Genomic DNA, 14,777 nt, shown 5'->3' on the forward strand with positions numbered 1-14,777 from the left:
TCACCGGTAGTGCCGGTGCCGGGTCCCGACGGCCTGTGCAGCCAGTGCGGCCGGCCCTGGCCCTGCCTGCGCTGCCCGGACGACTGGTGTGTGGACGATCTCCGTCCGGACGATCCCGAACCGGACCAATCGGCCCGGGATCCCTGAGGCCAAGGCCGGTCCGTCGACAGTGGCGGATTTCCGACAGGTCCGCAGTGTCCGAATCCATTGACGATCAGTTATGAAACCTCTCTACTAAATGGACCCGCCCGGAAGGTATGCCATGAAACGCTCGCGTCTGCTTGCCCTCGTCTCCGCCCTCGTGCTCGCGACCGCCGGCCTGATCGCCGGTGCCGCCCCGGCCCAGGCCGCGAACCTGCTCACCAACCCCGGCTTCGAGACCGGTTCACTGTCCGGCTGGTCCTGCTCCGGCGGTACCGGCTCGGTCGTGACCAGCCCGGTCCGTTCCGGCAGCCGTGCGCTGGCCGGTGCCGCGAGCAGTTCGGACCAGGCGTTGTGCACCCAGACCGTGTCCGTGCTGCCCAACACGGCGTACTCGCTGACAGCCTGGGTCCGCGGCAACTACGTCTACCTCGGCGTCACGGGTGGTGCTTCGACGTGGACGCCCGGCGCCGCGTCGTACACGCAGCTCACCGTCAACTTCACCACCGGAGCGAGTCAGACGACCGCCCAGGTCTTCCTGCACGGCTGGTACGGCCAGGGAACGTACTACGCCGACGACGTCAGCCTGGACGGCCCTGGCGGTAGCGACCCGCCTACCGGGGGAGTGCCGGGTGCACCGGCCAATCCCAGTGTCACCGGCACAACCGCTAACTCGATCTCCCTGTCCTGGACGGCTTCCACTGGCACGGTGACGGGTTATCGCGTCTACGAAGGCTCGCAGGTGGTCAAGACCGTTACCGGCACCTCGACGGCGATCGACGGCCTCAGCGCCTGTACGTCGCACTCGTACGCAGTCGCGGCGTACAACGCGAATGGAGAGTCGGCGAAGTCCGCAACCGTCTCAGGTACGACAACCGGTTGTGCCAACACCGGCCTGCCCAAGCACGCGCTGATCGGCTACCTGCACGCGAGTTTCGCCAACGGCTCGGGCTATATCCGGATGGCCGACGTGCCTTCGCAGTGGAACATCATCAACCTGTCCTTCGGCGAACCGACCTCGGTCACCTCCGGCGATATCCGCTTCAACCGATGCCCGGTCGCGGAATGCCCGAACGTGGAGAGCGAGGCGGAGTTCATCTCGGCGATCCGGGCCAAACAAGCCGCCGGTAAGAAGGTGCTGATCTCCATCGGCGGCCAGAACGGCCAGGTCCAGCTCACCACCACGGCCGCGCGGGATGCCTTCGTCAGCTCGGTCAGCGCGATCATCGACCGCTACGGGCTGAACGGTCTGGACATCGATTTCGAGGGCCACTCGCTTTACTTCAACTCGGGTGACACCGACTTCCGCAACCCGACCACCCCGGTCGTCGTCAACCTGATCTCCGCGCTGAAGAGCCTCAAGGCCAAGTACGGCGCCAACTTCGTGCTCACGATGGCGCCGGAGACGTTCTTCGTGCAGGTCGGCTACCAGTTCTACGGTGGTGCGGGTGGCGGGGACAACCGCACCGGCTCGTACTTGCCCGTCATCCACGCCATGCGCGACGCGTTGACCGTGCTGCACGTGCAGGACTACAACTCGGGCCCGGTGATGGGCCTCGACGGGCAGTACCACAACATCGGCAACGCCGACTTCCACATCGCGATGACGGACATGATGAAGGCCGGTTTCCCCGTCGCTAATACCGGTCACACCTTCCCCGGCTTGCGGCAGGACCAGCTCGCGTTCGGACTTCCGGCGGCTACTAGTGCCGGTAACGGCTATACGGCGCCGGCGGCCGTGCACCAGGCGCTGGACTGTCTGGCGAAGGGTACGAGCTGTGGCGGCTACACGCTTCGGGGAGGCGCGTCACCGTCGTTCCGGGGCCTGATGACCTGGTCGATCAACTGGGATCGCTACTACAACTGGGAGTTCCAGAACAGCCACGCGCCGTACCTCGCCTCCCTGCCCTGATAAGTGTCCCGAGGCCGGTGTGGCTTGAGGTAGGAGGCCACACGGGCCTCGGGACACTTATCAGCTTGGCCTACCCGTACCTGGTTCTAGCCGGGCGTGGGTAAGAATGTGGGCTTGACGTCCTCCACCCACCTGAAGGTGGGGGATTTCACCCCACTACCCGGAGGTAGCGAGATGAGGTTCGCGGATCAATGCCGTGCCGGACTGCGCAAGAAGGCTCACCGCGCTGCCACGGCCCGTCCGGCCGCAGTAACCACAAGGTTTAACTGTCGTGCTGATGCCGGTCGCTTGGTTATCGCAGGCCAGCACCGCAAAACCTACCCGATGCCACCGACAAACCCTGAATGGAGGGACCGGCGTTTCCTCCCTGCCATGAAGGACGGGGCTTTCACGCCGGACAATCGATGACAGCGTCAACGGTCCGCCCGGTCATCCTGACGGTAGATGACGATCCAGGGGTCTCCAGGTCGATCGCCCGCGACCTCCGCAGGCAGTACGGCGAGCAGAACCGCATTGTGCGGGCCGAGGCGCCAGACCAGGCGCTGGAGGCTCTCCGCGAGCTCAAGTTGCGCGGGGAGCCAGTGGCCGTGCTGCTGGCCGACTACCGGATGCCGGGCATGTCGGGTATCGAGTTCCTGGAGCAGGCGATGGACCTGTTCCCGCGGGCACGACGGGTGCTGCTGACTGCGTACGCCGACACGGACGCGGCGATCCAGGCGATCAACGTGGTCGACCTGGACCACTACCTGTTGAAGCCGTGGGATCCGCCGGAGGAGAAGCTCTACCCGGTCATCGACAATCTGCTGGACGCATGGCGGGCCAGTCCCGAGCGTCCGGCCGACGAGGTGCGGGTGATCGGTCACCGCTGGTCTGCCGCCTCCTACACCGCACGGGACTTCCTGGCCCGCAATGCCGTTCCGTACCGCTGGTACCGGGTGGACGACGATGACGAGGGCTGCCGCCTCCTTGCCGCGGCAGGCGTCGACGGAAGCGATTTGCCCGTAGTGATCTGCCCAGACGGCACAGTGCTGGTTTCGCCGTCAGAGGGCGAGCTGGCGGCAAACGTCGGCCTATCCACCAACCCGGCCGAGGAGTTCTACGACCTCGTAGTGATCGGTGGTGGGCCTGCAGGTCTCGGTGCCGCGGTGTACGGCGCAAGCGAAGGCCTTCGCACGGTCCTGGTCGAACAACTCGCCACAGGTGGTCAGGCCGGCCAGTCGAGCCGGATCGAGAACTACCTGGGCTTTCCGGATGGCGTCTCGGGTGCGCAGCTCACGGATCGGGCCCGTCGTCAGGCGGTCCGGTTCGGGGCGGAATTGCTGACCGCCCGCGAGGTGGTCGCGCTCGAATCCCTCGGGTCGGCGCGGCGGGTGCGGTTCTCCGACGGCAGCGAGCTCTCGGCACACGCGGTCATCCTCGCGACCGGCGTCGCCTACCGCACGCTGGAGGTGCCCGGGCTGGCCGAGATGGCCGGCCGTGGCGTCTTCTACGGCGGCGGATCGACCGAGGCGCCGAGCTGTTCGGGTCAGGACGTCTACATCGTCGGCGGGGCCAACTCGGCCGGACAAGCCGCCGTCTACTTCTCCCGGCACGCCCGCAAAGTGCATCTCCTGGTTCGCGGACCGGGGCTCGAGGCAACTATGTCGAGCTACCTGATCGAGCAGATCCGGGAGATTCCTGGGATCGAGGTGCACACTTGTACGGAGGTGATCAGCGGCAAGGGCGGTGACCACCTCGAGCGCCTGACTCTGCTGAACAACGCGACCGGGGAGTCCCGCGAGGTCAACGCCGAGTGGTTGTTCGTCTTCATCGGCGCGGCACCGCGAACCGACTGGCTGCCTGCCGATCTGTCTCGGGACCAGCGCGGCTTCGTGCTGACCGGCCCGGATCTGAACGGACGCCCGGCCGGCTGGTCCCTCGATCGCGAGCCGTACCACCTGGAGACGAGCCTGCCCGGGGTCTTCGCCGCCGGGGACGTCCGGGCCGAGTCGGTGAAGCGGGTCGCCTCGGCGGTCGGCGACGGCGCGATGGCGGTCACCCTGGTCCACCGATACCTGGAGATGCTCTGATGACGACGACCGAAGACCCGGCCCGGATCGGTATCGACGATCTGCGCACGCTCTTCCTGTTCGAGAGCCTCACCGACGACCAGCTCGAGTGGCTCGCGCGGGAGGGCAAGGTGGAGTCGATCGACGAGGGCATCGTCTTCGCCGAGGGCGACCCCGGTACCTGCTGCTACGTCTTGCTGGACGGCGAGCTCCGGCTGTGCAAGTTGTCGCACGGCCAGGAAGTCGAGATCAACCGGACGTCGCAGCGCGGGGTCTACGCCGGTGCGTTCACGGCATTCCTCGGCGCCGACGAGCGTACGGCGTACACGGCGACGATGCGGGTGACGCGACCGTCGGTCTTCTTCGTCGTGGACGCCAAGACCATGGCCACGATGATGAACACCTGGTTCCCGATGGCGGTGCATCTGATCGAGGGTTTCGTGATGAGCATGCGCCGGACCGGCCAGACGATGGCCCAGCGCGAACGCCTGCTCGCCCTCGGCTCGCTGTCGGCCGGTCTGACCCACGAGCTGAACAACCCGGCGGCAGCCGCCGTACGGGCCGCCGCGACTCTGCGCCAACGAGTCGCCGGGATGCGGGCGAAACTCGCCATGCTCGCCGACGGCACGTTGGACGCGACCAAGTTGCACGCGATCGTCGAGCTCCAAGAGGCCGCCGTCGAGCGCCTCGCGAAGGCGCCCGAACGTTCCCCGATGGAGCTCAGCGACGCCGAGGACACGTTGTCCGACTGGCTCGAGGACCACAACGTGGCCAACAGCTGGGACGTCGCGCCGGTCTTCGCGAGCGCGGGCGTCGACGAGGCGTGGGTGGACAACGTGCTCGCGGCGGTCGGCCCGGAGTACCTCGAAGGCGCTGTGCGCTGGCTGATGTACACCATCGATACCGAATCGCTGATGAACGAGATCGACGACTCGGTCACCCGCATCTCCACGCTCGTCGGCGCCGCCAAGCAGTACTCGCAGATCGATCGCGCGCCGTACCAGACGATCAACCTGCACGAGTTGCTCAAGTCGACGCTGGTGATGATGTCCGGCAAGCTCACCGGTATCGAGGTGGTCAAGGACTTCGACAAGTCACTGCCCGACATCCCGGCCTACGCGGCCGAGCTGAACCAGGTCTGGACCAACATCATCGACAACGCCGTCAGCGCGATGGGCGGCTCCGGCACCCTCACCATCCACACCCGCCGCGACGGCGAAGACGCCGTAGTCGAGATCACCGATAGCGGACCCGGCATCCCCGCGGATATCCGCGACCGCATCTTCGACCCCTTCTTCACCACCAAGCCGATCGGCGAAGGCACCGGTCTGGGCCTCGACATCTCCTGGCGCATCATCGTCAAAAAACACCACGGCGACCTCCGCGTCGACTCGGTCCCCGGCCGCACCACCTTCAAAATCGTCCTCCCGCTAGACCCCGAATCCGAGCCCGACATCGAGCTCGCCTGACGCCGGGCTTCGCGTGACCGACCCACCAGTCATTGGCGTGGTCGCCAGTGGTGCGGGCGGGGCTGAAGATTTGCGCGCAGGTCTGGTGGAACCGTTGCTCGCGAAGGGATGCCGAGTCGCCGTGACTCTCACCCCAACGGCCGCGCGATGGCTGGGCGAACTCGGGGAGATCGACCGCCTGGCCGAACTCACTGGCCTGCCGGTGCGCTCAACGCCTCGCATGCCCGGCGAACCTCGCGAGCACCCGAAGGTCGACGTGTTCGCAGTTGCTCCCGCGACAGCCAACACGGTGGCCAAACTCGCCCTCGGCATCGCCGACAACCAGGCGCTCTCGCTCCTCTGCGAAGCCGTCGGTTCCACGCCGATGCTGGTCTTCCCGCGCGTGAACGCCGCCCACGCACGTCACCCGTCCTGGCCGTCACACCTGAAGTTGCTCCAGTCCGCAGGCGTCCACCTGGTCTACGGCGACGACGTCTGGCCTCTCTACGAACCACGCGACGCAGGCGACGTACGACCGCTGCTCTGGGCTGCCATCCTCACCGGCATCGAGCGCCTTCTTCATCCCTCGCGGTAATCCCTCACGTTTGGTCACAAGGGCCCGATGAACGGCGACACGCCGCGTCACAAGGGCCCGATGACCAGGTTTGACTCAGGCGACGATTGCGCGGATGTGGGTTAGGGACTTGGGGGAGTCGGGGGTGGAGGGGCTGTATTCGAGGCCGAGGGGGCACTGGTAGCCGATGGTGGTCAAGGTGGCGATTTGCTGGCGCCAGTCGATGTGGCCCGAGCCGGGTTCGTGGCGGCCGGGATGGTCGGCGATCTGGACGTGGCCGATCAGGTCTGCGGCTCCCGAGAGCACCTCCGAAGGCGTCTCGCCCATGACGACTGAGTGGTAGAGGTCGTATAGCAGCTTGACGTTGGGCGAGTCGATCTCGGCCAGTAGTTCCAGGGCGAGCGGAGTCGAGTCCAGGAAGTTGCCGATGTGGTCGACCCGCGTGTTGAGCGGTTCGAGCACGAGGGTCACGCCCGCGGCCTCGGCGATCGGTGCGGCTGCTCGTAGCCCGGTGACGATCGCGCTCGTCTGTTCTGCGGCGGGGATCCCCGGGCGGGAGTCGCCGGACAGCACAACGAGGTTTGGCACACCAAGCCGGTTGGCAACTCGCACCGAGTCACGAACACCGCTGAGGAACTCGTCGTGACGGCTCGGGTCAACGAGATGGCTCGTCGGCTCACTTACCATGGACGTGATTCGTAGGCCGAGTTCGCTGGTGAGTCGCTCGATGGAGTCGATGTTCTTGTTGCGCCACATCCAGAACTCGACCGCGTCGATACCGGCCGCCTTCACCGCCTTGAGTTGCTGCTCCGACATTGGGTCGCCGTGCTCGCGGAACAACATCTCTACACAGACAGACAGTTCGTACGCCATACCGCTCTTCTCTCGTGGACGGTTCACCGCAGTCGCCGCGTGACGATCATGCCTTGCTCAACGGCGCGGTGAGATTTAGCGGAGGGTGGTGCCGGGGGTGTGGGGGGTTAGGTCTTGGCGGGTGGGGAGGGATTCCCAGTCGCCGTGGGCGGAGACGCAGAAGGCGCCGCAGGCGGTGGCTCGGGCTAGGCGGGCGGGGATGTCGAGGGCGTCGAGGGTGGCGCTTAGGTAGCCCGCTACGAAGGCGTCGCCGGCGCCGATGCTGTCGACTACCGTGACCGGGAGGGCGGGTTGGTGGATGGTGCCCGCCGAGGTGTGGGTCCACGCGCCGGCGCCGCCTGCGGTGACGACGACTTCCGTCACGCCGGCTGCTAGGAGGGCCGGGACCGGGTCGGGCGCTGCGGTGAGGATGTCGAGTTCGTCGTCGGAGGCGAAGACCGTGGTGAGGTGGGGAAGTAGGGGCCGAAGGCAACTAGCCGCCCCGGCGCGGGACCACAGACGGCTGCGGTAGTTGACGTCCAGCGAGACCGGTACGCCCTCGGCAGCAGCAGCCTGTACGACGTACGCCGTTGCCTTGCGGGCGCGTTCGGATAACGCCGGGGTGATGCCGGTGACGTGCAGGAGGCGCGGCCGGGCTGCCGCCAAGGCCTTTGCGACATCGGCGACGGTCAGTTCCGAACCGGCCGAGCCGCGGCGGTGATAGCTCACCCGGGTGACGTCGTGCGCGGGTTGGTCGAACGCGATGAAACCGGTGAACGAGGTGTCCGACAAGCGGGTCAGGCTTATGTCGACGCCTTCGGCGCGGAGCGTGCGTAGCACCAGTTGGCCGGGTTGGTCGTTGCCGACGGCACCTACCCAGCGGGGGTGATGGCCAAGCCGGGCAAGGCCGATCGCGACATTGCTCTCGGAGCCTGCGACGGATAGCGATGCCTCGCCGCCGAGTCGTAAGGCCTGGCGGGTGCGGATCGAGACCATCGCTTCGCCAAACGTCAGCACATCCGGAGCTGGCGCGCCACTGGCCGCGAGGCCAGCGGCGCCGGGCTCAGCAGCCGCGGGGTCAGCGGCGGCGGGGGCAGAGGTCGGGTCGTCCGACGTGGGGAGGTCGGAGTTCTCGGCGTCAGGCATTTGCGACTGCCTTGAGGAATTCGTTGGCTCGGGCGGCTAGTGCGGTCTGGGAACCGCCTTGGCCGGCATCGCCTAGCAGGGGGGAGCCGATGCCGACGGCGAAGGCGCCGGCGCGGAGGTACTCAGGGGCGGAGGTCGCGTCGATACCGCCGACGGCGATCAAAGGGGCCTTGGGCAACGGTGCGCGCAGCTCCTTGAGATAGCCGGGGCCGTACAGCTTGGCCGGGAAGATCTTCACCGCGAGCGCGCCGAGGTCCAGCGCGGTGATGACCTCGGTCGGGGTCAACGCGCCGCACAGCAGTGGCAGACCGAGCTCGATACTCCGCTGGGCACCACGCGTGATCGCCGGAGTGACGATGAACCCGACCCCGGCGGCGGCCACCTCGTCGGCCTGCTCCGGTGTCACCACCGTGCCCGCGCCGAGCAGCACCTCCGGGCCGAACTCCGCCCGCGCTTCTCGCAGAGCCTCGGCCGCGCCGGGCGTGGTCAGCGAGATCTCGAGCGCGGTCACGCCGGCCTCGATCAACGTGCGCACGCTGGTGAGCGCGAGCTCGGCACTGTCCGCGCGGATGATCGCGAGCACCCGCCTCCGGGTGAGTTCCGCCAGTAGTTCCATGTCGCTTCCTTCCCTGGACATCTCACACCGTAGTGCGGTCACGTTCCGTCGTGGTTAACTTACCGAGAGAGTTGATCTTCAGGTAACTAAGTTCCGAACCGCCCGAATCGGAAGGTCACCATGCGCAGACTCCTCACCCTCGCCCTCCTCAGCGCCACCCTGACCGCCACCGCCACCACCCAAACCGCCGCGACCACCCAGCTGACCGCAACCGGCCAAACCGCTGCGACCGCGCAAACCGCCGGGACTGACCGAACCGCCGCCACCGCCCGTGCGGCCGCGACCGACCGAACCGCCGCGACCGCGCAACCTGCCGCGATTAACGCGATCACCCAGACCGTGTTGTTCGACAAGGGTGGCGCGGGCTACGGCTGCTACCGCATCCCAGCGATCGTCCGTACCAACACCGGCGCCCTGCTCGCCTTTGCCGAGGCTCGTCGCGCCTGGTGTGGCGACTCGCAGGAGATCGACCTGGTGATGCGCCGATCGATCGACAACGGCCGGACCTGGAGCCCACAGAAGATCGTGCTCTCCGGCACCGACACCAACCCGAACGCCGTCGCGACCCGCGGCAACCCCACCCCAATCGCCGATCTCGAGACGGGCCGAGTGGTTCTGCTGAGCACGTTCGACCCCGGTACGACGACGGACCGCCCGCGGACGCCGTACGTGCAGATCAGCGACGACGACGGCGTCACCTTCAAACCGGCGCGAAGCCTGGCAGGCGAGATCGACGACCCCGCGTGGGGTTGGTATGCGACAGGTCCCGGCCATGGCATCCAGTTGACCCGCGGCGAACACGCGGGCGATCTCGTCGCGGGCACGAACTACGACACGAGCGGTCGGGGTGCGGGCCAACTCGTCTACAGCAGCGATCACGGCGATACCTGGCACAAAGGCGCGACCGACCTGCGCAGCGACTCTGCGGTGCCGCAGGAGATCAGCCTGGTGGAGAAGGCGGGCGGCGGTATCTACGCCGCCGCGCGGAACAACACGGGCGCGCCTGGCGCCAGCCGAATGGGTGCCGTGAGCAACGACGGCGGCCGGACCTTCGCGGCACCGTTCGCGACGATCCCGAACCTCACCACCCCGGTCGTCCAAGGCGCGGTGCAACGCCTGCGAGCGACCGACGAGGGTGACCGCTACAACCGGATCCTCTTCTCGGCGCCGGCCGATCCCGAACGCCGCCGCTACATGACCATCCGCTCCAGCTACGACGAAGGCAAGAACTGGGACACCGGCACTCGCATCACCTCGGACTGGTCCGGCTATTCCGACCTGACCGAATTGGCGACAGGCGAGCTCGGCCTGCTCTACGAGGCGGGCGCGGTCGATGCGCGAGACCAGATCCGTTTCGCGCGCTTCACCGAGTCGGACCTCGGGCTGCCCGATGGCGCGACCGGTCCGACCACCCCGGACATCTCGGGCCTCGGGAACCACGCCTACCTTCGCGGCGGTCCGGCCGTTGCCACGGGCAAGTTCGGTCAAGGGCGGGATCTCGACGGGACGGACGATCACCTGCAACTGCCGTTCGCCGAATCCCTCGCGCTCGGCGCGGGCGACTTCACCACGATGACGTGGATCAAGTACGGCGCTTCGACCGCGAATCAGGCGATCTTCTGGGGTTACGGGATCGACCAGTTCTCGCAGTTCTGGTTGCGCGCCGAACCGGGATCGAGCCGGATCCGCGGCCTGATCACCAGCAACGGAAACACCGGATCGGTCGCCACCACCAAGGCGTACAACGACAACGCCTGGCACCACGTCGCCCTGCAACGGAAGGCCGGAACGCTGTCGATCTGGGTCGACGGCGTCCAGGTGGCGTCGGCGGCTGCGCCCGCTGGTTCGATCAGCCCGGCTCGCCCGTTCCGGATGTACGTCGGCCAGCGGTTGGACGGCCTGCACCGGTTCGACGGAACGCTCGACGAGGTCCGGATCTACCGACGGGCGTTGACCGTCGACGAGTTGAAGCGGATCTACTCGAGTAACTCGACCGACGTGCCCGGCGCCGTGCTCGATCTGCCGCTCGGATGACCCGGTCATCCGGATGACGTGATCATTCGACACTGAGGGTCAGTCGCCAGTTGACCTCGCCGGACGGACCAACGACAGCAGTGTCGGATGGTCCGGCGTCGGCGAGGTCGAAGGCCCTGCCCAGCATTGGTTCGACGCCGAGGCTGCGATAGGGCGACGAGGCGGGAAAGCCGCCGAGGTTCCGCCACAACGCGATCGACACTGGTTGCCCCGGGCAACTGACCGCCAACGTCAACGTCTGGCCGCGATCGACCACCGACGCGGCCGGGCAATCGACCAGCACCGCACCAACCGCCGTACCGTCGTCCGGCCCGTACGACGCAAGGTCCAGCGACGTTGGCCAGACACGATCCACCCACGGCTCAGAAGAGAACTCGCCGAGCAACTCGAACGCCTCAGGATGCAGCCGCGCAACCGTCCCAGCGGGTACGACGATCCGCGCGCCCACCTCGCAATCCAGCAACGCGTGCGCCGCCCAAATGAACCGATAACCGGGCGCGGCCAAGAGCCGATAGTCGGCCCACATCGAATGCGGCCCAAGCTCATCCGGAGCCTCGCCACCATTGACCCGGCGCAGGAACAACGCGTCTTCGAGCTCCACGACGTCCCACTCGTCAGCCTTGTCGACCACACCCCAAGGCTGGTTCCACAACGACCCGTGATCGGGAGTGCCGCGCACGGTCGGGAAGCACTCGTCCAGCCCGCCCGCATCGACGTACGACGTGAGGCCGTTCCGATTCCCGCGATGCGGGCCGGTCCAGAACCACTCCCGCCCGCCGAGGATCAGCGACGTCCAGCGCCCGCCATCGTCGAGATCCAGCCCGACCGTGTTCTCGGGTATCACCATTCCGCGAAAGATCCATCCTCGTGCGTCCACACCGGGTTACGCCACGTATGCCCGGTCTTGTCAGCGGCCCGAACCGCATCCTCGTCGACGCTGATTCCCAAGCCAGGCAGGAGATTCAGCTCGGCGTGTCCCTGCACCCATTCGAACGGCGCGGGATCCAGCACGTAGTCGACCAGATCGCCCTCCCGCTGGTAGTGCAGCCCACGGCTCTGCTCCTGGATCAGGAAGTTCGGCGTCGCGAAGGCCACCTGCAGACTCGCCGCGAGCGAGATCGGCCCGAGCGGGCAGTGCGGAGCGAGCATCGCGCCATGCGTCTCGGCCAGTACGGCGATCCGCCGCAACTCCGAGATGCCGCCAGCATGCGAAACATCAGGCTGAACCACCGCCACGCCGGCCGCCAACGGGCCGATGAACTCGCTGCGATGAAACAGCCGTTCCCCAAGCGCCACCGGCACGGTCGAACTCTCGACCACCTCGCGCAGATGCGCCAGGTTCTCCGGCAGCACCGGCTCCTCCACGAAGAGCGGGTGGTACTCCTCGACACGACGCATGATCCGCCGGGCGCCGGCCACGCCGACGCGTCCGTGCAGGTCGATCGCGACATCCCGATCCGGCCCGAGCACCTCGCGCGCGGCCGCGAGCCGTCCCGCGATGAGGTCGACCTCGCCGAGCGTCGGCATCGGGTGGATCCGGCCGCTGCCGTTCATCTTCACGGCCGTCATCCCGGCTTCGACCTGAGCCGCGACCTGGTCCGCGACCTCGCCCGGCTCGTCACCACCGACCCACGCGTAGACCCGGACCCGGTCGCGGACCCGTCCACCGAGCAGCGCGTGCACCGGTGCGTCGTACACCTTGCCGGCGATATCCCACAGCGCGTGGTCGAGTCCGGCGACGGCGCTGCTGAGCACCGGGCCGCCTCGGTAGAAGCCGCCCTTGGTGAGGATCTGCCAGTGCCGTTCGATCTGGAGCGGGTCCTTGCCGATCAAGTACTCGGACAAGGTCTCGATCGCTGTCCGGACCACCTCGGCGCGCCCCTCGACCACAGGTTCGCCCCAGCCGACGACGCCATCGCTGGTCTCGATCCGGCAGAACAGCCAGCGCGGCGGAACCAGGAACGTCTCGATCCGCTCGATTCTCACTTGCGCCGGCCCTTGCGCGTACGAACCTCGGTGACGTCCTCGGCGGCCTTCGCGAGCAACTTGCGCATGGCCTTCTCGGCGATATCCGGATCCTGGCTGCGCACCGCCTCCAGCACGGCGCGGTGACTCGGGATCGGGTCGTCGGCCGGCTTGGTGCGATGGACCAGCCGGTCCCGATCGGCGAGACCGGTCGCCATCACGACCTCCATCCGGATCAGCAGCTCGTTGCCGGTGGCAACCAGTAGCGCGCGGTGGAAGGCCAGGTCGGCGTCGACGGCGTCGAGGTCGGTCTTGGCCGTCGCCATCGATTCCAGCGCCGTTTCGAGGGCTTCGAGTTGCGCGGAGTCGGCCCGTACGGCGGCCAGGCGCGCGGCGGCCGGCTCGATGATGCCGCGGACCTCGTGTAATTCCTCCAGCAATTCGGGCCGGACGTCATCGTCGAAGTGCCAGCGGATCATGTCCGCGTCGAGCAGGTTCCAGGCGGAGCGCGGGCGGACGAACGTGCCGCGCTTCTGCCGCGCATCGACCAGGCCCTTCGCGGTCAGCACCTTGAGCGCCTCGCGGACGGCCGTCAGGCTGACCCCGAGATCCTGCTGCAGGTCGGGCACGTTGATCGTCGCGCCCTCGGCGATCTGGCCGGACAGGATGCGCTGGGCCATCGTCTCGACGATCTGGCCGTGCAGTCCTCGCGACACCCCGCGCTGAATCCCCGTCACCCGTGTCACTCCGCTCTCATCTGATCAGAAACAGAAACAGAAACAGAAACAGCCATCATGCCGAGTCCTTACTGGCAGCCCAGCCGCCGTCCACGAGCAGGTCCGCACCGGTGACGAACGAGGCCTGGTCCGACAGCAGGAACGCGATCGCCGCGGCGACCTCATCCGGTCGTCCGAGCCGGTTCATCGCGGTGGCCCGGGCGCTGCGCTCCTTGCCCTCGGCCGGTACCCGCTGCCACGCGGCCGTGTCGATCGGCCCGGGCAAGACCGAGTTCACCCGGATGGCCGGGCCGTACTCGACCGCGAGCTGCCGGCCGAGCGAGACCAGCGCGCCCTTGCTCGCGGCGTACGCCGGTTGCCCGGGAATGCCCGCGACCGCGTGCACCGAGGAGACCAGTACGACGGAACCGCCGCGCGCGAGATCGTCGTACAGGCTCCGGAATCCGAGGTAGGCCGCCGTGAGATTGACGTCGAGCTGCCGCTGCCAAGATGCCGGATCGAGCGTGTGCGCGGGGGAGACCTCGGTGATGAAGGCGTTGCTGACGAGGCCGTCAACCCGGCCGAGCTCGGATCGCCGCTGAGCCACCAAATCCCAGGTCCGCGCATCACTGACGTCGCCGGTGATCGCGATGGATCGGCCGGGAATCTCCTTGCACGGCTGGACGTCGACCTGGACGACGGACGCGCCTTCGTCCAGAAGTCGCGTGACACAAGCGGCGCCGATACCGCTCGCGGCACCCGTCACCACAATGACGCGATCACTCAGCAGCACACCGGCCTCCTTGGACTCGCTCGGACCCTGGTTGAAGGGTGCCGGTCCGAACACGATAATCGATTACGCCATTATTTACGAATTAATATTGCCATGCAAGGCGGGTCAAAGCCAGATGTCGTCGATCTCGAAGGTCTGGATCGTGTTGGCCGGGAACCACGCCCAGACCCGCTTGCCGGCCTGGATCTTTGTGTCGGTGTGATGCGCGACGTACCGTTCGATGGCGGAATCGGTCTGGGTCTCCCACCGGCGGACGAAGCAGGGAGCGAACTGAATCCCGACAGGTCGTACGTCACCCACTGAGGTGTGCCGTAGTTGGCGGTGACCAGGACCAGCCGGTGCGCCACTGAGTCGTACGCCGCGACGGTATTGACGTCGGCTCCGCCGGACAGGATGTGCATGCCGGGACGGATGTGGCGTGCGTACTGCGCCATCACCCAGTACTTCGGGCTCACCGCGCCAGCCAACGAGGTGCCCCAGCCCTCCCACGTTCCCCAGTTCGACGCTGGGTCAGGCGTCCCGGCAGTCGCTT

13 protein-coding genes are annotated in these 14,777 nt (G+C 67.3%); 5 read left to right on the top strand and 8 right to left on the bottom strand.

The window, feature by feature from the left end; genetic code table 11:
- Positions 1–262 precede the first annotated feature (262 nt).
- The 4 genes from OG394_RS36620 to OG394_RS36635 all read left to right on the top strand — a co-directional run bounded on the left by OG394_RS36620 (position 263) and on the right by OG394_RS36635 (position 6,144).
- Positions 263–2,053, top strand: coding sequence for a chitinase (locus OG394_RS36620; RefSeq protein WP_328991869.1), 1,791 nt, complete (start codon positions 263–265; stop codon positions 2,051–2,053).
- 404 nt (positions 2,054–2,457) lie between these two features.
- The gene (locus OG394_RS36625) at positions 2,458–4,122 is read left to right on the top strand and encodes an FAD-dependent oxidoreductase (RefSeq protein WP_328991870.1); all 1,665 of its coding nucleotides are present in this window, start codon (positions 2,458–2,460) and stop codon (positions 4,120–4,122) included.
- Positions 4,122–5,570, top strand: a complete 1,449-nt coding sequence (locus OG394_RS36630; RefSeq protein WP_328991872.1) for an ATP-binding protein — start codon at positions 4,122–4,124, stop codon at positions 5,568–5,570. The genes OG394_RS36625 and OG394_RS36630 overlap by 1 nt, the downstream gene beginning before the upstream one ends.
- A gap of 37 nt (positions 5,571–5,607) precedes the next feature.
- Positions 5,608–6,144, top strand: a complete 537-nt coding sequence (locus tag OG394_RS36635; protein WP_328996905.1) for a flavoprotein — start codon at positions 5,608–5,610, stop codon at positions 6,142–6,144.
- A 75-nt stretch (positions 6,145–6,219) separates the two neighbouring features.
- Here OG394_RS36635 and OG394_RS36640 read toward each other — a convergent pair whose 3' ends face one another.
- From OG394_RS36640 to OG394_RS36650, 3 genes are all read right to left on the bottom strand, one after another.
- Entirely contained in the window at positions 6,220–6,996 is a 777-nt protein-coding gene (locus tag OG394_RS36640; protein WP_328991873.1) for a TIM barrel protein, read from the bottom strand.
- A gap of 75 nt (positions 6,997–7,071) precedes the next feature.
- Complete coding sequence (locus tag OG394_RS36645) at positions 7,072–8,121, bottom strand: sugar kinase (protein ID WP_328991874.1); 1,050 nt, start codon at positions 8,119–8,121, stop codon at positions 7,072–7,074.
- Positions 8,114–8,737 carry a bifunctional 4-hydroxy-2-oxoglutarate aldolase/2-dehydro-3-deoxy-phosphogluconate aldolase gene (locus tag OG394_RS36650; RefSeq protein ID WP_328991875.1) on the bottom strand — a complete coding sequence of 208 codons (624 nt, stop codon included), beginning with the start codon at positions 8,735–8,737 and terminating at the stop codon, positions 8,114–8,116. The genes OG394_RS36645 and OG394_RS36650 overlap by 8 nt, the downstream gene beginning before the upstream one ends.
- 120 nt (positions 8,738–8,857) lie before the next feature.
- Here OG394_RS36650 and OG394_RS36655 point away from each other — a divergent pair, with 120 nt between their 5' ends.
- The gene (locus tag OG394_RS36655) at positions 8,858–10,771 is read left to right on the top strand and encodes a sialidase family protein (protein WP_328991876.1); all 1,914 of its coding nucleotides are present in this window, start codon (positions 8,858–8,860) and stop codon (positions 10,769–10,771) included.
- 22 nt (positions 10,772–10,793) lie between these two features.
- On the opposite strand, the gene OG394_RS36660 is transcribed toward OG394_RS36655, so the two are convergent.
- The 5 genes from OG394_RS36660 to OG394_RS36680 form a co-directional block, all read right to left on the bottom strand.
- A complete protein-coding gene (locus OG394_RS36660; RefSeq protein ID WP_328991877.1) occupies positions 10,794–11,618 on the bottom strand; it encodes a hypothetical protein in 825 nt (274 codons plus the stop codon).
- Positions 11,612–12,757: a galactonate dehydratase gene (gene dgoD / locus OG394_RS36665; protein WP_328991878.1), complete on the bottom strand. Its 1,146-nt coding sequence runs from the start codon at positions 12,755–12,757 to the stop codon at positions 11,612–11,614. The genes OG394_RS36660 and dgoD overlap by 7 nt, the downstream gene beginning before the upstream one ends.
- Positions 12,754–13,482: a FadR/GntR family transcriptional regulator gene (locus OG394_RS36670; protein ID WP_328991879.1), complete on the bottom strand. Its 729-nt coding sequence runs from the start codon at positions 13,480–13,482 to the stop codon at positions 12,754–12,756. The genes dgoD and OG394_RS36670 overlap by 4 nt, the downstream gene beginning before the upstream one ends.
- A 46-nt stretch (positions 13,483–13,528) precedes the next feature.
- Positions 13,529–14,245, bottom strand: coding sequence for an SDR family NAD(P)-dependent oxidoreductase (locus OG394_RS36675; protein WP_328991880.1), 717 nt, complete (start codon positions 14,243–14,245; stop codon positions 13,529–13,531).
- A 105-nt stretch (positions 14,246–14,350) separates the two neighbouring features.
- A complete protein-coding gene (locus tag OG394_RS36680) occupies positions 14,351–14,545 on the bottom strand; it encodes a hypothetical protein (protein ID WP_328991881.1) in 195 nt (64 codons plus the stop codon).
- Positions 14,546–14,777 lie beyond the last annotated feature (232 nt).

It is taken from the genome of Kribbella sp. NBC_01245 (assembly GCF_036226525.1).
Taxonomy (GTDB): Bacteria; Actinomycetota; Actinomycetes; order Propionibacteriales; family Kribbellaceae; genus Kribbella.

Bases quoted from the DNA above. Each gene is read 5' to 3' on its own strand.
- OG394_RS36645 (WP_328991874.1), bottom strand. From the start codon at position 8,121: ATGCCTGACGCCGAGAACTCCGACCTCCCCACGTCGGACGACCCGACC.
- OG394_RS36625 (WP_328991870.1), top strand. From the start codon at position 2,458: ATGACAGCGTCAACGGTCCGCCCGGTCATCCTGACGGTAGATGACGAT.
- OG394_RS36660 (WP_328991877.1), bottom strand. From the start codon at position 11,618: ATGGTGATACCCGAGAACACGGTCGGGCTGGATCTCGACGATGGCGGG.
- OG394_RS36655 (WP_328991876.1), top strand. From the start codon at position 8,858: ATGCGCAGACTCCTCACCCTCGCCCTCCTCAGCGCCACCCTGACCGCC.
- OG394_RS36650 (WP_328991875.1), bottom strand. From the start codon at position 8,737: ATGGAACTACTGGCGGAACTCACCCGGAGGCGGGTGCTCGCGATCATC.
- OG394_RS36620 (WP_328991869.1), top strand. From the start codon at position 263: ATGAAACGCTCGCGTCTGCTTGCCCTCGTCTCCGCCCTCGTGCTCGCG.
- OG394_RS36630 (WP_328991872.1), top strand. From the start codon at position 4,122: ATGACGACGACCGAAGACCCGGCCCGGATCGGTATCGACGATCTGCGC.
- OG394_RS36640 (WP_328991873.1), bottom strand. From the start codon at position 6,996: ATGGCGTACGAACTGTCTGTCTGTGTAGAGATGTTGTTCCGCGAGCAC.